A 17,117-nucleotide genomic window follows, 5' to 3' on the forward strand; every position below is an offset into this window, starting at 1 on the left:
GCCGCCGGGCCGCCACCGCGCATCCGCGCCGAGCAGGCATCCGCGCCGCCATCAGGCATGCGCGCCCATGCCTGCTCGCGGCCGAGATGCCTGCTCGGCACAGATACACGTGTGCCCCGTCCCTCGCAGGACGGGGCACACGTCGTTCGGCGTCAGTCGATCCGGACCGATTCCGACACGGCTGTCGCGGGCTCCAGCCCGTCGACCGAGCCGGTCACGGCGACCGCGATGTCCACGCCCTTGTGCTTTCCGAGCAGGTGGAACGCCTCGCCCGTCGCCCCGGCGATCGGCGCACCGTCGGCGAGCCACTGGTACGAGAACGTCGCGCCCTCGGTCCACTCGCCCTCATCGACCGTGACCTTCGCGCCGGGCTTGATGCCCCGGTGATGCGTCGAGACGATCTCGGGTTCACCCACGACGACGTTCGGCGACGCCACCGTCTCGCTCGCGACGAGCGGGTTCGGGATGGTCACCTGGCGCAACGGGGTGGAGCCCTCACCGGCGAAATCGTGCGCCGTCACCACGAGCCGATCGGCGTACGCGTCGACGGTGAGCCCCTGGTTGATGTCGCGGGTGACGACCTCGCTGATGCCCTCGGTGTTCTCGCCGCGCGCATCCCACTCGACGTGCATCGCCACCGTGTTGACGGCCCAGAACCCGTCGGCGTGACCGTCGGCGGTCCGGCGCTGCACGGCCCAGTCGCCGAGCTCGGCGGGATAGTGCGTGTGACCGGAGAAGACGACGGCGTTCGGGTAGTTGCCGAGGATGCTCGTCAGGCGGTCGTTCATCTGGTGATGCTCGCTGTACCAGGGGATCCAGGACGCCGAGACCGTGTCGCCGAGCGGGAAGTGCGTCAGCACGAGCACCTGCTTGTCCTGCGCGGTCCAATACGCGAGACGCTCCTCGAGGAACTCGACCTGAGCGTCGCTCATGGCGACGTCGCTGGGGCTCGCGAACTCCTGGCCGAGCGCGATGACCGGCACGTCGCCGGCCGGGCCCTCGACGACGTACTCGTCGTAGATGCCGGCACGCTGCGCGAAGGCGAGGAAGCGATCGCGGTTCGCCTCGAATCCACCGGCCGCGTAACGCTCGTGGTTGCCGATCGTCGCGATCGTCTGCTCCGGACGGATGCCCGCCGTGGCGTCCATGACTGCGTAGATCTCGTTCCACTCACCGACGGTGCCCGAGTTGACGACATCGCCGACGATGACCATCGCGTCGGCATCCGGAGCGATCTGCGCGTAGTCGCCGAGCGCGTGCTGCCAGTCGGCCGGGTGCCCCTGGATGTCGCTCATCACCCACGCCTGGGTGGGGAGGCCCTCGGCCTCGGTGAGCACCTCATGCACCGTGACCGAGTCGATCGCCCAGTAGTGGTCGTCGCCGTCGCCCGCGAAGTCCCACGTGAACACCGCCTCGCGCGCGCCGGCCGGCACGTCGACCGTGAGGTCCTGCGCATAGTTCATCTGGCGCATGTCGTAGCCATCGGCGACGGTGGACGAGTCGAGGCGCAGGATCTCGGTCGCCTCGCCACCGTCGAAGCGCACGGTCACGACGCCCGACTGGCTGTCGGTGCCGCGATAGTGGCTGTCGAACGTCAGTCGGACGGTGCCGAGCCCGGCGACCTCGACCGGAGCGGACGTGAGCGTCGTCTCGAGCGACCCGCCGAACTGCCGTGCGTCGGCGACCGCGAAGGCGCCCTGCGCGCGGGCGAAGCGGCGGCGCATCTCGTCGATCTCCGCGACGTACTCGTCGCGTGCGCCGACCCACTCATCCTCGGTGGTGAAGGCCCAGCCCCCGTATGCCGCATCCGCGTCGGCGAAGTCGACGCTCCAAGACTCTGCGCCGTCCAGCCCGAAGGGCTCCCGGGCGATGACCTCGTCGGTCTCGTTCGTCGCAATGGGGTCGATCGCGACCGGGGCGTCCGGATCGCCCGGCTGCGGAGCGTCGGGGGCGGCGGCGATCGTGACCTCGACCGGCGCCGTCAGCTGGCCGTACCCGTCCTGGGCGAGGAAGTAGACGAGCCACGTGCCGGCAGGCAGGCCCGTGAACGTCGCGGTGCCCGAGGCGCCCGCTGTGTACTGCCACTGCGTGGATCCCGGGTTGCCGTCGGGTGTGCCCGCGCTCGGGGCGTAGATCCCGATCCAGTTCTTGTCGTGGGGGCGGTCCGTGGCCCACGACACAGTGAGCGGCTCGCCGACGACGAGGTCGGTCGCGGTTGCGGTGAGCGTCGAGCCTGCCTGCGGGGCGACAGCGCCGACGGTCGACGGCACTGCGGTCGCGGGAAGCACGGGCGAGACCAGCAGCGCGCCGGCGGTGGCGATCGCAGCGAGCGCCGGCACGCGGCGTCGTGAGCGACGGGAAGCAGGGGAAGACATATCGGGCGGTCCTTCCGAGAAGTGGATGGGGATGGTGCGCACCGCCACGCGGGGCGCCTCCGCCTCAGACGGAACAGCGCCCCGATGTCCAGGCGGTGAACGCGCCGCGACCGACAGCTTGACGACCCGCGGGATGGCGAGGATGCGCGCGCCCACCGCGCGAACCTGTCCCGAAATCGGTCAGGAGTGCGCGCGCCCGACGACCTGCGCCGAGGCCGAGGCGTGAACCTCGAAGGTGACCGTGTCGGGGGCGTAGCGGTCATCGCCCGCCTCGATCGGCCGGCCGTCGCGCGCGTAGGTCACGCGGCGCACCCGCAGCAGCCGAGTCGAGCGGCGCACCTCGAGCAGCTCCGAATCCTCAGACGAGGCGGCGACAGTGTCGATCCGATGGGTGCCGTAGGACATCGCGATCCCGTCGGCGAGCATCGCCTTCGTGACCGAGGCGACGTCGGCGGGAAGGGACTCGATCGACGGGATCACCCACGGCGCGTAGACCGCCCTCTCGACCATGACCGGACGGCCGTCGAGAGTGCGCACGCGCGTGACGCGCAGGACGTCGTCGCCCGCGCGCATCCGCAGGCTGCCCGCATCCGTGGCTCCCGCGGGCCCCCGCTCCTGGCGCACCACGTGGCCGCCGGGAACGAGGCTTCGCGCCTCGGCCCACTGCGCGAACGAACGCAGCCCGGCGAACTCCTGCGTCTGGAAATCCGGCCGCACGCGCCATCCCGCTCCCGGGTGCGACGCGAGCAGCCCGCGCCGCTTCAGCATCGCGAGAGCGTTGCGCATCGCACCACGCGAGACGCCGTAGCCCGCCGCGAGGCGCTCCTCGCCCGGAAGCCGCTCGCCCGAGTGGAACTCGCCCCGCAGGATGCGTCCCCGCAGGTCGTCGGCGATCTCGCGATAGCGCGTCACCATGGGACCCGCGATCCGGACACCGTGCAGTTCACGATGCACAGAGTAGAAGATGTCGGGAAACAGTCCCCCGAGTTTCCGAGAACGTCCCGCGCTGCCGCCGCAATCGCGGGTCAGCGGCGGCCGCGCACGAGCCAGTCGCCAGGCGGCGTCACCGGCTCCCAGCCGTGGCGGGCGTAGAGGGTGTGCGCGTCATCGGTCTTGAGCACTGTGCGCTTGAGGCCGAGGCGATCGATCTCGGCGACGATGCCGGAGAGCAACAGCTTTCCAATCCCCTCGCCGCGGCGGTCGGGATCCACGATCACGTCGGCGAGCCAGCCGAAGGTCGCGCCGTCCGTCACGAGGCGGGCGAATGCCACCTGCCGCTCGCCGTCGTACACGCCGAAGCAGCGGGATCCGGCGTTGGCCGCATCCTGCAGCTCGCGCGATCGGCCGCGCGCCCAGTAGGAGTGCTCGCTCAGCATGCGATGGACCCACGCGCCGTCGAGCCGCGCCGCGTCTCCGGAGAACTCGTACTCGCCCACGTGCCGATCCTGCCAGCGCGGGGCGCACCCGCGCGCGGGCGGCGCCGACGCGAGGGCCAATCGGCGCCTCGCGGCACCGTGCCTACGATGGCGGGATGGGCGCCCCTCGCATCGCGGACCACGACCCGGCGTGGGCCGCCGAGGCGGAGGCGCTGCTCGAGCGCATCCGCGCCGCGACGACGGGCCTGCCGGGCAGCGACGCGTTCGTGCTGGATCACATCGGCTCGACCTCGGTGCCGGGGCTGGCGGCCAAGCCGATCGTCGACCTTCAGCTGCTCGCGGCCGAGCTCCCGTCCGCGGCCCCACTCTCGGCGGCGATCGCCCCGCTCGGCCTCGCGCGCGCGCAGGGGTCGCGTCCCGACTCCCCTGGCGTCCACGCGGACATCCCCCGCCCGCAGACCGATCCCGACCCGGCGCTTCACGCGAAGCTGCTCTTCCACCGGGCGGAGGGACCGGGCGGTCCCGAGGTCATCCTCCACGTCCGCCGCGCCGACTCGCCGTTCGCGGCCTTCGTGCTGGCATTCCGCGACTGGCTGCGATCCGATCCGGACCACCGCGCCCGGTACGAGACGGTCAAACGCGACCTTGCGGACCGCTTCGCGGGCACCGCCGACTACGACGACTACACCCGCGCCAAGTCGGCGTTCATCGCGGAGGCGCAGCGAGACATGGGGTGGCCGGGATGAGCGCGGGCCTTCACCACGTGGAGATCTGGGTCGCCTCGGCCGAGCGCGCGGCGGCCGAGTGGTCGTGGCTGCTCGAGAGCCTCGGCTGGGAGCGCGGCGACGAGTGGCCGGGCGGCTTCACCTGGAGGGCGGGCGGCACGTACCTCACCTTCACCGAGGCGCCGCGGCAGCAGGGCGATCACGACCGGCGGCGCGAGGGGCTCAACCACCTCGCGTTCCACGGCGGATCGCCCGAGGACGTCGATCGGATCCTGTCGGAGGCGCCCGCCAACGGCTGGACGCCGCTGTATCAGGATCGCTACCCGCACGCCGGCGGGCCGGATCACTACGCCGGCTGGATCGAGAACGCCTCGGGCTTCAAGGCCGAGATCGTCGCGGACCGGCCGTAGCGCCCGCGAGCAGGCATCCGCGCCGCGAGAGGGCATGCCGATGCATACCTGGTGGCGGCAGGGATGCCTGCTCGGCGTTGGCCCCTCGGCACCGGCACGCGGGCACCCGGGCGCGGGGTCAGGCCTCGCCGCGCTCGGCCTTGCGGCGGGCGATCTCGGCGCGCAGGCGGTCGGCCTCGATCTCGCGCTCGAGGTCGGCCAGCTGCTGCTCGGTGCTGCGGCCCTCCATCCGGCGGTCGTCGACGATCCGGATCGACGGGGCCCGCAGCGGCTCGGAGCGCGGCGCCCGCGCAGGGCGCTCGGGGTACTCCCGGCCGGCGGCCCACCACGCGATGCCGCCGACGATCGGGATCACGATGGCCAGGATGATCCATCCGAACTTCGGCAGGTGCTTCACCTGCCAGTCCTGGCGCGTGATGATGTCGATCAGCGTGACGACCGAGAACGCGAGCACGAGCAGCGAGAGCACCAACGGCATGTGCTCAAGCTAGCGATCGGCGGCGCGCCGCGTCGAGAGCCGATCAGGCCCGGTTTCCGCCGAAGGGCAGCAGCCGCTCCTCGGGACGCCCCTCGTCGAACCAGGCGCGGAGGGTGGCGTTGAACAGCTCGACGTCCTCGATGCTCCAGATGTGGTGCATCGAGGGCGCGAGACGCAGGCGCGCCTGCGGCATCCGCTTCCCCAGTGCGGTGAGCGAACGCCGGATCTCTCCCGGCTCCTTCTCGCCCGCGATCGCGAGCAGCGGGCGATCCACGGTCTGCAGCGCCGCGGGCACCCCGCCCGCGTAGACCTCGGCGAGCATGGCCGCGGCGGTCTCGCGCCGCACCGACAGCCCGTGCGAGACGTAGAGCTCGCGCGCATCCTCCGGGATCCGGAACGCCGCGGCCTGCGCCCGCCAGAACCACGGCGCCCGCCACGCGCTCAGCTGCGCGCGCGACGTCAGCCGCGCCGCCGCCCCGACGCCGACGAGCGCCGCGCCGGTCACGAGGGCCGACCGCACGCGCTCGGGATGCCGCGCGAGCAGCCGGATGGTCGTGACCGCGCCGAGCGAGAGGCCCGCGACGTCCACGGGACCGGTGACGCCGAGCCCGTCGAGCCGGCGGATCAGGTCGTCCGCGACGGCGTCGAGCCCCGGCCATTCCTCGGCGACCCTGGCGCCGAAGCCGGGAAGGTCGGGCGTGACGACGACGCGGTCGCCGAAGGCCGCCACCTGCGGCTCCCACATCCAGTTCGCGACGTTGCCGCCGTGGAGCAGCACGAGCGGCGGCCGGGTGGACGGCTGCCCGGGCCGGTGAAGCTCGGGGAAGGCGGCGCTCGCGGTCGTGGCGGCGGTCATGCCAGTTCTCCCTCGATGCGGTCGAGCCAGGCGGCCTCGGCGCGCACGTGGGCGAGCCCGTTCTCGAGGGTCCACAACCGCACCCGCTCGGCGCGGCTCGTGGGCTCGGGCAGCTCCTCGCGCATGCGCTCGAAGGTCGCGAGCGCCTCCTCGACGGCGGTGCGCCGGCGGGCGAGCAGCGCGCCAAGTTCAGCGTCGCCGAGGTCGCCGGCGAAGAACAGCCGCGCGAGGAACGGATCGCGCTCGGCCGAGCGCTCGAGGTCGGAGACCAGCCACTCGGCGAGCACCGCGCGGCCGGCCTCCGTGATGCGGTGCTCCTGCCGCACCGGACCGCTCTGCCCCGGCACGGTGTGCACCGTCGCGAGCCCGTCGCGCACGAGCGCGTCGAGGGCCCGATAGATCTGCGCCTTGTCGGCGGTCCAGAAGTGGGTGACTGTCGTCTCGATGTGCCGCTTGATGTCGTACCCCGTCATCGGGGCGAGCGACAGCAGCCCCAGGATGATGCGCGCGAGTGTCATGCGGCTAGTCGACACCACACCTAGGTGATTTGTCAACTAGTGACTATGCGGTCTCGCGGATCACCAGCTCGGTGTGCAGGATCGTCGCGTGCGGGGGCTCGGCTCCCGCGAGTCGGGCGAGCAGGACGTCGACCATCGCCTCGCCCTGTTCGCGCGACGGCTGGCGCACGGTCGTGAGCCGCGGCGTCATCGTCGTCGCGACCGGGGAGTCGTCGAAGGCGACGATCGCGACGTCCTCCGGCACGCGCAGCCCCGCCGCGCGCAGCACGCCGATCGCGCCGCGCGCCATCAGGTCGCTCGCCACGAACACCGCCTCGGGCACGCCGGCGGCGAGGATGCGCTGCATCGCCTCCGTGCCGCCGTCGACCGTGAAGTCGCCGTCCTCCGCGGGGCCCGGCGTGAGGCCTGCCGCCGCCATCTCCGCCCGGAAACCCTGCAGTCGGTCGGATCCCACGGGCATGTCGAGCGGGCCGGTGATCGTGGCGATCCGGCGGTGCCCGCGGTCGATCAGGTGCCGTGTGCCGATGCGGGCTCCCTCGACGTTGTCGACGTCGACGAAGTAGTACCCCGACAGGTCGGCGACGAGCGGGCGGCCGCCGAAGACCACGGGGACGGCGCGATGGATCCGCTCGAGGAACGTGTTCGACGCGTGGTGCGAGGCGATCAGTGCCCCGTCGACGTTGCCGCCCACGAGGTAGTTGGTCGTCTTGTCGCCCGGGTCGCCCGACGCGATGAAGAGGTTCAGCAGGTAGTCGGTCGAGGCGAGCTTCTCGTTGATGCCGGTGACGAGCGAGGCGAAGAACGGGTCGCCGAAGAAGCGGGTGGTGTCCTCGGGCACGACGAGCGCGATCGCCAGCGTCTGCCTGCTCGCGAGCGAGCGCGCGGCTCGGTTCGGCACGTAGTTGAGCTCGTCGATCGCGCGGCGCACCGACTCGAGCGCCGCCGGGCTCACCCGGTCCCCGCCGCCCAGCACGCGCGACACCGTCGAACGTGAGACCCCGGCCCGCGCCGCGACCTCCTCGATCGTGGCCGCCGCCGCTCCCCGCGGGGATGCGATCGTGCTGGGCTGTTCCATCCGTCTCCTAGCTGAGGACCGAGGCGCCGGCCGGCGCCGCGGCCGTGTCCGCAACGCTGCGCGCTGCGATGATCCTCGCGTACTCCTTGCCGCTTGCCTTCACCGTGCGCACCTGCGTGTCGTAATCGACGTGCACGATGCCGAAGCGCTTCTCGTAGCCCCAGGCCCACTCGTAGTTGTCGAGCAGCGACCAGTAGAAGTATCCGCGGACGTCTGTGCCGGCCTCGATCGCGTCCAGCACCGCCGCGACGTGGCCGCGGACGAACTCCACGCGCTCGGTGTCGACGACCTCGCCGTCGACGAGCACGTCGTCGTAGGCGGCGCCGTTCTCGGTGACGTACAGCGGCACCTCCACCGCCTTGGCGTAGTCGGCCCAGACGCGGTTCAGCAGGTTGGTGAGGCCGGCGAAGTCGACCTCCCAGTTCATCGTCGTGCGCTTGTAGCCGCGCTCGGCCCAGTGCACGCCGTCCATCGCGGGGAACGGCGAGCGCTTGGGCCAGGCGCTCGGCGCCTCGCCCACCGGCGCGGGGTTCGCCGGCACGTGGCCGGTGACGAACTCGCCGTGGTAGTAGTTCACGCCCAGGAAGTCGAGGGGCGTCGACGCGATCTCGAGGTCCCCGTCCTGCACGGCCGCCTCGAAGGCGTCGACGGCCTCGGCGTCGACCGCGCGGATGTCCTCGACGATGTCGGCCGGGTACTCCCCGCGGAAGATCGGGTCGAGGAACCAGCGGTTGAACTGGCCGTCGACGCGGCGCGCGGCATCCTGGTCGGCGGGATCGGACGGATCCACCGGCTCGCCGTTGGTGAGGTTCAGCGTGATGCCGAACTCGAGCGACTCGTCGCGGGCCCGCAGCTCGCGGACCGCGAGACCGTGCGACAGCAGGAGGTGGTGCGAGGCGAGCAGGCCCTCGCGCACGCTGCGGTGACCCGGCGCGTGCTCGCCACCGGTGTAGGAGAGGAACGACGAGCACCACGGCTCGTTGTGCGTCGTCCACTTCGTGACGCGGTCGCCGAGCGCATCGTGCACCGCCAGCGCGTACTCGACGAAGCGGTCGACGGTGTCGCGCGACGTCCAGCCGCCCTTCTCCTCGAGCGCCTGCGGCATGTCCCAGTGGTGAAGCGTCAGCCACGGCAGGACGCCGGCGCCGAGCAGCTCGTCGACGAGGCGGCTGTAGAAGTCGATGCCCTTCTGGTTCACCGGGCCGCCGTCGGGGCGCACGCGCGACCACGACGTCGAGAAGCGGTAGGTCTGCAGACCCAGCTCCTTCATCAGCGCGACGTCCTCGCGGTAGCGGTGGTAGTGATCCGTCGCCACATCGCCGTTGTCGCCGTTGATGACGGCGCCGGGGATCCGGCTGAAGTGATCCCAGATGGACGCGGTGCGGCCGTCCTCGAAGGCGGCGCCCTCGATCTGGTACGCCGCCGTTGCGGCGCCGAAGAGGAACTCGGAGGGGAACGTGCGAGTGGTCATGGGTGTCCTTCGGAAGAGCGCAACCGGTGCGCGCAGGAGTGTATCTCTGTCAGCGGTTGCGGGTCAGCCCTTGACCGCACCCGCCATGATGCCGCTGATCAGCTGCTTGCCCGCCACGATGAACAGGATCAGCAGCGGGACGGTCGCGAGCACCGCTCCCGTGAGCACGATCGAGTAGTCGACGTAGTAGCCCGACTGCAGCTGGCTGAGCGCCGTCTGCAGGGTCGGGTTCTGCGGGCTCAGCACGAGCATCGGCCACAGGAAGTCGGTCCACGCGGTCATGAACGTGAACAGGCCGAGGATCGCCATCGCGGGACGTGCCGCCGGAAGGCCGACCGTGATGAACGTGCGGATCTGGTTGGCGCCGTCGACGCGCGCCGCCTCGATGAGCTCATCCGGGATCACGTCGACGAGGTACTGGCGCATGAAGAAGACGCCGAACGCCGTGACGAGCATGGGAACGATGACGGCGCCGATCGTGCCGGTCCAGCCGAGCTGCTTCATCACCATGAACAGCGGGATGATCCCCAGCTGGGTCGGGATCGCCATCGTCGCGATCACGAAGATCATCAGGCCGTCGCGGCCGCGGAAACGGAGCTTCGCGAACGCGTAGCCGGCGAGGGTCGAGAAGATCACGACCGAGATCGTGATGACCGTCGAGATCAGGATCGAGTTGCCGAGCGCCTTCCAGAACGGGATCGCGTCGAACACGGTGATCGCGTTGGCGATGAAGTTGCCGCCGGGGATGAGCGGCAGCGTCTCGGCGCGGGTCGCGTTCGTGCCGGAGCCGACGACGAACGACCACCAGATCGGGTAGATGCTGCCGACGAGGAAGGCGGTCAGCAGGCCGTAGACGAGGAACCCGGGGCGGCTGCCGAGCCCGGCGAAGCCTCCCCCGGCACCCCTGCGACGCTTCACGGGCGCGCGCTCGGCGCTGCCGGTGACGATGAGATGGGTGGAGTCGGAGACCTGGGTGCTCACTTGGCGGCCTCCTTCGCGGCACGGCGGGACTTGCGGGTGGGCCTCGGCCCGTCGCCGGCGGCGCTGATCCGCTGGGACAGGAAGAAGTTGAACAGGCCGATCACGACGATCAGCAGGAACAGCAGCCAGGCGACGGCGGACGCCTTGCCCAGGTCGCGGTTCATGAAGCCGAGCTCCCACATGTAGAGCACGGTGGTCTGGAACTGGCGGTCGGATCCGCCGATGCCACCGGCACTCGACGGGTCGAACAGCTTCGGCTCCGCGAAGATCTGCAGGCCGCCGATGGTGGCCGTGATGATCACGAAGATGAGGGTGGGGCGGATCGACGGAAGCGTGATCGAGAAGAACCGGCGGACGCTGCCGGCGCCGTCGATCGCCGCGGACTCGTAGAGATCACGCGGCACGGCCTGCATCGCCGCGAGCAGGATCAGAGCGTTGTACCCGGTCCAGCGGAAGTTGACCATCGTGGCGATCGCGATGTGGCTGAGGAAGCCGTCGCGCTTCCAGTCCTGATCGCTGATGCCGACGAGGTTCAGCAGGTTGTTGACGAGGCCGTCGGCCGGGTTGAACGCGCTGGAGAAGATGATCGCGACCGCGACGGGCGTCACGACGAACGGGATGAGCACTCCCATGCGCCAGAAGGTGGGGGCGCGCAGGCCCTGATCGAGCAGGTACGCGACGACGAGTGCGACGGCGAGCTGCGGGATCGAGGACAGCAGGAAGATGCTGATCGTGTTGCCGATCGAGTTCCAGAAGAACTGGCCCTGCAGCAGATCGACGAAGTTCGCGAGGCCGACGAAGTCGCCCTGGCCCTTCAGCAGATCCCAGTCGTGCACCGAGACGACCGCCGTGTAGAGCAGCGGGAACAGCCCGGTGATCCCGAACAGGATGAAGAACGGCGAGACGTAGAGGTACGGCGACGCCTTCAGGTCGAAGCGGGAGAGCTTCTGCCGCGTCGTCGCGCGGGGCTTCTGCGGCGAGGCGCCGCCGGGCGCGCTGCGCCGCTGGGGCGGTGCGGAGATCGTGCTTGTCATGACGGATGCGTCCTCGATCGAGGGATGGGCGGAGAACACGGCACGGAGCACTGACGGGCCGTACCAGGGGGCGCGTGCCGGGGAGCGGATGATCCGTCCCCGGCACGCGCCGGGTTCCTCAGCGGAGGGGCGTTACTCGACGAGCTCGGCGAGGAGCGACAGCGCCTCGTCCCAGGCGGCGTCGGCGTCGGCCTCACCGTGGTCGAGCTTGTTCAGCGCCGGGCCGAACACGTTCTCCTGGATGACCGAGTCCTGCGGGCCCTTGAACTGGGCGACGACGCCCTCGGCGCGGGCGGCGAGGATCGCACCCGTCGGCGCGCCGTTGAAGAACTCGTTCGGCGTCGCCTCGGCGGCCAGGGTCTCCTGCGCCTCGAGCGTCGACGGGAAGTTGCCGGCCGCGGCCGACTGCTTCACCTGCTGCTCGGGCTGCGTCAGCCAGTCGGCGAGCGCCGCGGCCTCGGCCTTGTGCTCGCTGGTCTCGGGGATCGACAGCCAGGCGCCGCCCCAGTTGCCGGCGCCGCCGGGGAACACGTCGGCGAAGTCCCAGCCGGTGGACGCGTCGCCACCGCCGGTCTCGACCTGACCCTGCACGACACCGAGCATCCAGCCGGGGCAGACGAAGGTCGCGAACGTGCCGTCGACGAACGACTTGCCGCCGTTCCAGTCCCAGGCCGCCTGCGCGGCCGACTGGCCGCCCTCGACCGCGGCGGCGAGCATGTCGAAGTTCTCGCGCAGCTCGGCGTTGCCCTCGACGTTCAGCTCACCGGCCTTGGTGTAGTACCCCTCGGGGAGCTGGTTGACGATCGAGTTCCAGACGAAGCCCGAGTGGTCGAACCAGGCCTTGCCGGTCTTGTCGACGTACTCCTGGCCGACCTCGAAGTAGTGCGCCCAGTCGCCCTCGAGGAGCTTCGCGACCTCTTCGCGCTCGGTGGGGAGACCCGCCGCCTCGAACGCCTTCGCGTTGTAGCAGAGGCCGGTCGGGCCGATGTCGGTGCCGTAGCCGATCACGCGGCCCTCGGGGTCGGTGCCGGTCGCGTACTTCCAGTCGACCCAGTCGGCCTTGCGGTCCTCGATGCCGTGGTCGCGCAGGTCGACGAACTGGTCGGAGACCTCCATGACCGCGCCGAGCCAGCCCTCCTCGACGGCGACGATGTCCGAGACACCCGAGCCCGCGGCGAGCTTGGTGAACAGGTCGGTGCGCGCGTTGCCGCCCGTGTCGATGTTCGTCGCCTCGATCGTGACGTTCGGGTGGGCGTCCTCGTACTCCTTGTACAGCTCGTCGTAGCCGAACGTGCCGAACGTGGTGATGGTGAGGGTGACGGGTTCGTCCGAGGGCTCCTCGCCGGTTCCGCCGGTCGAGGCGGGGGCGCAGCCGGCGAGCGCGAGCGCGGAGACGGTGCCCGCCGCGGCGATGGCGCCGAGGCGACGCCAGGTGTGTGCCTTCACAGTTCACTCCTTTGTGGTGGGGAAATCAGCGCGCCGCCGTGGCGCATCCCTGTGGTGAGAGGGACCTCCGCGGAGAGCATGGGAGCGCTCCCACGTAGGGCGTGACCGAGCATATGGGAGCGCTCCCACGATGCGCAACCTCGTGACCAGGTTGTGATGTGGTCCGCTGCGCGGGCCCATCCGGACCCCCGCTAGGCTCGCCGCGTGACCCAGACACCGCTCGCCGACGAGCCCACATCCGGCCGCACCACGCGCTGGGGAATCCTCGCGCCGGGATCCATCGCCGAGTCCTTCGCCGCGGATCTGGCGGTGACGCCCGGCGCCGAGCTGGTCGCGGTCGCCTCGCGCGACGCCGGGCGCGCGGCCGACTTCGCGACCCGCCATGGCGCGCAGCGCTCGTACGGCTCGTACGACGAGCTGCTCGCCGCTCCCGACATCGACGTGGTCTACATCGCCTCGCCGCACGCGCTGCATCTCGAGCAGGCGACCCGCGCGCTCGAGGCGGGAAAGCACGTGCTGTGCGAGAAGCCGCTGACCCTCGACCGGGCCGGCGCCGGGGCGCTCATCGCGACGGCGCGAGCGCACGACCGCTTCCTCATGGAGGGGATGTGGATGGCGTGCAACCCGGTCATCCTCGACCTCCGCCGGCGCCTCGCAGCCGGCGAGTTCGGCGCCCCGCGGCACCTGTTCGCCGAGTTCGCGTTCCGCGTCGACGCGGGCCCCGAGCACCGGCTGCTGGATCCCGCGCTCGGCGGCGGCGCACTGCTCGACGTGGGCGTCTATCCGCTCGCGCTCGCACACCTCCTGCTCGGCGAGGCCATCGAGCTGCGGGCGACCGGCGTCTTCGACCGGGTGGATCTCGACGTCGCCATCGCCGGGCGCTACCCGGGCGGGGCCCTCGCCAGCCTCGCCGTCGGCCTGACCCGCCACGCGCCGGTCGCCGCCCGCATCTCCACCGAGCGCGGCTGGATCGAGATCGACCAGTTCTTCGCGCCCACGCACTTCACGTTCCACGGCGACGGCGGCGAGCCCGTGCGCTTCGACCCGCCGCAGCCGCTCTACGGGCGCGGCTTCGGCAACGAGGCCGCCGAGGTCGCGCGCTGCCTGCACGAGGGTCTGCGCGAGTCGCCACTCGTTCCGCACGCCCAGACCCTGGCGATCCTGGGTCAGGTCGACCGGCTCCGCGCGGAGCTGCGCGGAGAGCCCGCGTAGAATATCCCTATGCCCACCATCGTCGTCGACGTCATGCCCAAGGCCGAGCTGCTGGATCCTCAGGGCAAGGCGGTCACCGGATCGCTCGCGCGCCTCGGTCACGGAGCCTTCCAGAACGTGCGCATCGGCAAGCGCATCGAGCTCACCGTGGAGGGCGAGGTCACGGACGAGCTGCTCGCGCAGGCGCAGCAGGTCGCCGACGACATCCTGTCGAACGGCGTGATCGAGGACGTCGTGGGCATCGAGGTCGTGGAGTGAGCACCTCCGCTCCCCGGATCGGCGTCATCACCTTCCCGGGTTCGCTCGACGACCGCGACGCGCAGCGCGCCATCCGCCTCGCCGGTGGCGAGCCCGTCGCCCTGTGGCACGGCTCGCACGACCTCGACGGCGTCGACGCCCTCGTGCTTCCCGGCGGCTTCAGCTACGGCGACTACCTGCGTGCCGGTGCGCTCGCGGCCCTCGCGCCGATCATGTCCGAGGTGAAGGACGCCGCCGCCAAGGGGATGCCGATCCTCGGCATCTGCAACGGCTTCCAGATGCTGGTCGAGGCGCACCTGCTGCCCGGCGGGCTCATCCGCAACGCGCACCAGCAGTTCATCCGCCGCGACCAGCGCCTGCGGGTCGAGAACGCGTCGACGGCGTGGACGAGCGAGTTCGAGGTCGGCCAGGAGATCGTCATCCCGCTGAAGAACGCGGATGGCGGCTACACCGCCGACGCCGAGACGCTGGCGCGCATCGAGGGCGAGGGCCTCATCGCCTTCCGCTACCTCGGCGTGAACCCGAACGGCTCGCTGAACGACATCGCGGGCCTCGCGAACGAGCGCGCCAACGTCGTCGGGCTCATGCCCCACCCCGAGCACGCGGTCGAGCCCGGCTTCGGCCCCGGCACGCCCGCCGCGATGCGCTCGGGCGTCGATGGGCTCGCGTTCTTCACGAGCGCCATCGCGGCGACGGTCGCCCAGGCGGCCTGATCCGCCCGGGTCCGCGCCGCGGATCCGCCGATAGGGTCGGAAGGGTGAGCGACTCTCCTCAGCCCGTGGTCCTGTCCGTCCCGACCCCCCAGCTCGCCGAGGACGTGCGTGCCCTGCTCGATCCGGCGCTGCCGATCGAGGTCATCGAGTGGGACGGCGGCGTGGACCCCGCACCCCGCGAGCGCATCGACATCGTGGTGCCGCCGTACATGAAGCAGGGGAAGGCGCTGAAGGCCCTGAAGCAGGTCGAGCACCGGCTCGTGCAGGGCCAGTCGATCGGCTACGACGGGGTGCAGGATCGCCTTCCCGCCGGCACGGTGTACGCCAACGCCGCCTCGGTGCACGAGACGGCCACCGCCGAGCTGACGCTCGCCCTCATGCTCGCCGCGCAGCGCGAGCTCCCCCGCATGGTGCGCAACCAGGATCAGGCGAGCTGGGAGTCGTTCGAGGCGACCGGCCTCGCCGACACGCGCGTCGTGATGCTCGGCTTCGGCGGCGTCGCCAAGGCGATCGCCGACCGGATGCTGCCGTTCGAGGTCGAGCTGATCCCCGTCGCGTCCCGCGCCCGCCGGGAGGACGGCATCGAGGTGCGCGGAATCGACGAGCTGCCCGAGCTGCTGCCGACCGCGGACATCCTGGTCATCGTCCTTCCCGGCGGGCCCGATACCCAGCACCTGATCGACGACGCCGCACTGTCGGCACTGCCCGACGGGGCGCTCGTGGTGAACGTCGGGCGCGGCACGATCGTCGACACCGACGCCCTCGTGGACCACGTCACCCGCGGTCGCCTGCGCGTCGCGAGCGACGTGTTCGACCCGGAGCCGCTGCCCGCCGACCACCCGCTGTGGTCGCTGCCGGGCGTGATCATCGCCCCGCACGTCGGCGGTCGATCGGCGGCAATGCGCCCGCGCGTCGCCAAGCTGCTCGCCGGTCAGGCCGAGCGGATGGCGCGCGGCGAGGAGCCGATCAACGTCGTCATCCGCACCTGACGCCGCGCGATGGTGTGCGCCTCAGCGGGCGTCGCGCAGGATGTCGCGCAGCAGCGTCGCGGTCTGCTCGTCGGTTGTCTCGTACCCGGCAGTGCCCGCCGCCGCGCCTGAGCCGAGGGACACCGCGAGCCGCTCGGTGACGACGGCCTTGGCCGAGGCGTGCACGGCGTCGACACCGGTCGCGGCGACCGCCGCGGCGTTCGAGGGATCCACGCCGCCTCCGGCCATGAGCTGAATGCGCCCCGCGGCGTGCGTCGCCAGGGCGCGCAGCTCGGCCCCGGCGTCGGCGGCGCGGGAGGCTCCGCCGGAGGTGAGGATGCGCGTCACGCCCGCGTCGGCGAGCGCATCGATCGCGCGGCGGCGGTCGCGCAGCGTGTCGAACGCGCGGTGGAACGTCACCTCGGCGCCCCCGGCGGCATCCACGACGGCCCGCGTCAGGTCGAGGTCGACGCCGTCCCCTGCCGTGCCGCCGACCACCACGCCCGCCGCCCCGGCGCCGAGTGCTGCCCGCACGTCCGCGAGGATCACCGCCGCATCCGCCTCGTCGTAGGCGAAGCCCCCGGCACGCGGGCGCACGAGCACGTGGACGGGGACGCCCGCGGCGACCGCCGCCTCGATGAGCCCCGGGGAGGGCGTGAGCCCGCCCGTCGACAGCGCCGCCGCCAGCTCGATGCGGTCGGGCCGGACCCGCCCCGCGATCGCGACACCGGCGGCATCCTGCACGGCGAGCTCGAACGCCGTCACGAATCCGCTCCGCGCCCGCCGCGGCCCAGGGCATCCACTCGCTCGATCATTGCGCCATCCTCCCATCGGCGGCCGCCCCTCCGGCACACTGGCGACATGGCCATCGCACCGATCGACGTCGCCGCCGACGCCAACTTCGAGGGATACCTGCACGGGTCGCACGTGAGCATCATCCGGGAGCACGCGCCGCGCCCCGGCACCGGGCCGCGGCTTCACCGGCATCCGTACAGCGAGACGTTCCTGATCCATGCGGGCAGTGCGCTGTTCACGGTCGGCGAGGAGCGCGTGGTCGGCCGGGCCAACCAGGTGCTCGTGGTGCCCGCCCTCGTCGCGCACCGGTTCGAGGTGCTCGACGGCGACGACTACATCGCGACCCACATCCACGCGAGCGATCGGTTCATCACCGAATGGCTCGAGTGACGCCCTGCACGGACATGCGGACGCGGACGACGCCCC

General features: G+C 71.5%; 19 protein-coding genes. 7 read left to right on the plus strand and 12 right to left on the minus strand.

Features of this window, described 5'->3' with window-relative positions; genetic code table 11:
- Positions 1-152: 152 nt before the first annotated feature.
- From ABD161_RS05400 to ABD161_RS05410, 3 genes are all read right to left on the minus strand, one after another.
- The gene (locus ABD161_RS05400) at positions 153-2,339 is read right to left on the minus strand and encodes a metallophosphoesterase (RefSeq protein WP_344000402.1); all 2,187 of its coding nucleotides are present in this window, start codon (positions 2,337-2,339) and stop codon (positions 153-155) included.
- A gap of 216 nt (positions 2,340-2,555) precedes the next feature.
- Positions 2,556-3,290, minus strand: a complete 735-nt coding sequence (locus ABD161_RS05405) for a GntR family transcriptional regulator (protein WP_344000404.1) — start codon at positions 3,288-3,290, stop codon at positions 2,556-2,558.
- A 110-nt stretch (positions 3,291-3,400) separates the two neighbouring features.
- A complete protein-coding gene (locus tag ABD161_RS05410) occupies positions 3,401-3,811 on the minus strand; it encodes a GNAT family N-acetyltransferase (RefSeq protein WP_344000406.1) in 411 nt (136 codons plus the stop codon).
- Between the two features lie 95 nt (positions 3,812-3,906).
- On the opposite strand from ABD161_RS05410, the gene ABD161_RS05415 reads away from it, so the two are divergent.
- Both ABD161_RS05415 and ABD161_RS05420 read left to right on the plus strand, forming a co-directional pair.
- Complete coding sequence (locus ABD161_RS05415) at positions 3,907-4,497, plus strand: GrpB family protein (RefSeq protein WP_344000408.1); 591 nt, start codon at positions 3,907-3,909, stop codon at positions 4,495-4,497.
- Positions 4,494-4,886, plus strand: coding sequence for a VOC family protein (locus tag ABD161_RS05420; RefSeq protein WP_344000410.1), 393 nt, complete (start codon positions 4,494-4,496; stop codon positions 4,884-4,886). Before ABD161_RS05415 ends, ABD161_RS05420 begins: the two co-directional genes overlap by 4 nt.
- Before the next feature lie 118 nt (positions 4,887-5,004).
- Here the strand turns inward: ABD161_RS05420 and ABD161_RS05425 are convergent, their stop codons facing one another.
- The 8 genes from ABD161_RS05425 to ABD161_RS05460 all read right to left on the minus strand — a co-directional run bounded on the left by ABD161_RS05425 (position 5,005) and on the right by ABD161_RS05460 (position 12,745).
- A complete protein-coding gene (locus ABD161_RS05425) occupies positions 5,005-5,364 on the minus strand; it encodes a PLD nuclease N-terminal domain-containing protein (RefSeq protein ID WP_344000412.1) in 360 nt (119 codons plus the stop codon).
- Between the two features lie 43 nt (positions 5,365-5,407).
- Positions 5,408-6,220 carry an alpha/beta fold hydrolase gene (locus tag ABD161_RS05430; RefSeq protein WP_344000414.1) on the minus strand — a complete coding sequence of 271 codons (813 nt, stop codon included), beginning with the start codon at positions 6,218-6,220 and terminating at the stop codon, positions 5,408-5,410.
- Positions 6,217-6,738, minus strand: a complete 522-nt coding sequence (locus ABD161_RS05435) for a PadR family transcriptional regulator (RefSeq protein WP_344000416.1) — start codon at positions 6,736-6,738, stop codon at positions 6,217-6,219. The genes ABD161_RS05430 and ABD161_RS05435 overlap by 4 nt, the downstream gene beginning before the upstream one ends.
- A gap of 43 nt (positions 6,739-6,781) precedes the next feature.
- Positions 6,782-7,813 carry a LacI family DNA-binding transcriptional regulator gene (locus tag ABD161_RS05440; protein ID WP_344000418.1) on the minus strand — a complete coding sequence of 344 codons (1,032 nt, stop codon included), beginning with the start codon at positions 7,811-7,813 and terminating at the stop codon, positions 6,782-6,784.
- 7 nt (positions 7,814-7,820) lie between these two features.
- Entirely contained in the window at positions 7,821-9,284 is a 1,464-nt protein-coding gene (locus ABD161_RS05445) for a GH1 family beta-glucosidase (protein WP_344000420.1), read from the minus strand.
- Between the two features lie 63 nt (positions 9,285-9,347).
- Positions 9,348-10,202, minus strand: a complete 855-nt coding sequence (locus ABD161_RS05450; protein ID WP_344000692.1) for a carbohydrate ABC transporter permease — start codon at positions 10,200-10,202, stop codon at positions 9,348-9,350.
- A 59-nt stretch (positions 10,203-10,261) separates the two neighbouring features.
- On the minus strand, positions 10,262-11,299 hold the full coding sequence (locus ABD161_RS05455; RefSeq protein WP_344000422.1) for a carbohydrate ABC transporter permease: 1,038 nt from the start codon (positions 11,297-11,299) through the stop codon (positions 10,262-10,264).
- A 132-nt stretch (positions 11,300-11,431) separates the two neighbouring features.
- Positions 11,432-12,745, minus strand: coding sequence for an ABC transporter substrate-binding protein (locus tag ABD161_RS05460; RefSeq protein WP_344000424.1), 1,314 nt, complete (start codon positions 12,743-12,745; stop codon positions 11,432-11,434).
- Between the two features lie 204 nt (positions 12,746-12,949).
- Between ABD161_RS05460 and ABD161_RS05465 the strand changes: the two genes are divergently transcribed.
- The 4 genes from ABD161_RS05465 to ABD161_RS05480 are packed head-to-tail and all read left to right on the plus strand — an operon-like array spanning position 12,950 to position 15,917.
- Positions 12,950-13,957 carry a Gfo/Idh/MocA family protein gene (locus ABD161_RS05465; protein ID WP_344000426.1) on the plus strand — a complete coding sequence of 336 codons (1,008 nt, stop codon included), beginning with the start codon at positions 12,950-12,952 and terminating at the stop codon, positions 13,955-13,957.
- A 9-nt stretch (positions 13,958-13,966) separates the two neighbouring features.
- Entirely contained in the window at positions 13,967-14,215 is a 249-nt protein-coding gene (gene purS / locus ABD161_RS05470; protein WP_135115132.1) for a phosphoribosylformylglycinamidine synthase subunit PurS, read from the plus strand.
- Entirely contained in the window at positions 14,212-14,928 is a 717-nt protein-coding gene (gene purQ / locus ABD161_RS05475; protein WP_344000428.1) for a phosphoribosylformylglycinamidine synthase subunit PurQ, read from the plus strand. Before purS ends, purQ begins: the two co-directional genes overlap by 4 nt.
- A gap of 44 nt (positions 14,929-14,972) precedes the next feature.
- The gene (locus tag ABD161_RS05480; protein WP_344000430.1) at positions 14,973-15,917 is read left to right on the plus strand and encodes a 2-hydroxyacid dehydrogenase; all 945 of its coding nucleotides are present in this window, start codon (positions 14,973-14,975) and stop codon (positions 15,915-15,917) included.
- Positions 15,918-15,938: 21 nt separating this feature from the next.
- Here the strand turns inward: ABD161_RS05480 and ABD161_RS05485 are convergent, their stop codons facing one another.
- The gene (locus tag ABD161_RS05485) at positions 15,939-16,661 is read right to left on the minus strand and encodes a copper homeostasis protein CutC (RefSeq protein ID WP_194210333.1); all 723 of its coding nucleotides are present in this window, start codon (positions 16,659-16,661) and stop codon (positions 15,939-15,941) included.
- A gap of 96 nt (positions 16,662-16,757) precedes the next feature.
- Between ABD161_RS05485 and ABD161_RS05490 the strand changes: the two genes are divergently transcribed.
- Positions 16,758-17,081, plus strand: coding sequence for a cupin domain-containing protein (locus ABD161_RS05490; protein WP_344000432.1), 324 nt, complete (start codon positions 16,758-16,760; stop codon positions 17,079-17,081).
- The last annotated feature ends 36 nt before the right edge of the window (positions 17,082-17,117 follow it).

Origin of the sequence: Microbacterium paludicola, from assembly GCF_039529675.1 — a bacterium.
GTDB lineage: Bacteria > Actinomycetota > Actinomycetes > Actinomycetales > Microbacteriaceae > Microbacterium > Microbacterium paludicola.

What these genes read in the sequence shown, in the direction of transcription:
- ABD161_RS05405 (WP_344000404.1), bottom strand. Translation starts at nt 3,290, where the DNA reads ATGGTGACGCGCTATCGCGAGATCGCCGACGACCTGCGGGGACGCATC.
- purS (WP_135115132.1), top strand. Translation starts at nt 13,967, where the DNA reads ATGCCCACCATCGTCGTCGACGTCATGCCCAAGGCCGAGCTGCTGGAT.
- ABD161_RS05430 (WP_344000414.1), bottom strand. Translation starts at nt 6,220, where the DNA reads ATGACCGCCGCCACGACCGCGAGCGCCGCCTTCCCCGAGCTTCACCGG.
- ABD161_RS05435 (WP_344000416.1), bottom strand. Translation starts at nt 6,738, where the DNA reads ATGACACTCGCGCGCATCATCCTGGGGCTGCTGTCGCTCGCCCCGATG.
- ABD161_RS05445 (WP_344000420.1), bottom strand. Translation starts at nt 9,284, where the DNA reads ATGACCACTCGCACGTTCCCCTCCGAGTTCCTCTTCGGCGCCGCAACG.
- ABD161_RS05425 (WP_344000412.1), bottom strand. Translation starts at nt 5,364, where the DNA reads ATGCCGTTGGTGCTCTCGCTGCTCGTGCTCGCGTTCTCGGTCGTCACG.
- ABD161_RS05455 (WP_344000422.1), bottom strand. Translation starts at nt 11,299, where the DNA reads ATGACAAGCACGATCTCCGCACCGCCCCAGCGGCGCAGCGCGCCCGGC.
- ABD161_RS05440 (WP_344000418.1), bottom strand. Translation starts at nt 7,813, where the DNA reads ATGGAACAGCCCAGCACGATCGCATCCCCGCGGGGAGCGGCGGCGGCC.
- ABD161_RS05420 (WP_344000410.1), top strand. Translation starts at nt 4,494, where the DNA reads ATGAGCGCGGGCCTTCACCACGTGGAGATCTGGGTCGCCTCGGCCGAG.
- ABD161_RS05490 (WP_344000432.1), top strand. Translation starts at nt 16,758, where the DNA reads ATGGCCATCGCACCGATCGACGTCGCCGCCGACGCCAACTTCGAGGGA.
- ABD161_RS05415 (WP_344000408.1), top strand. Translation starts at nt 3,907, where the DNA reads ATGGGCGCCCCTCGCATCGCGGACCACGACCCGGCGTGGGCCGCCGAG.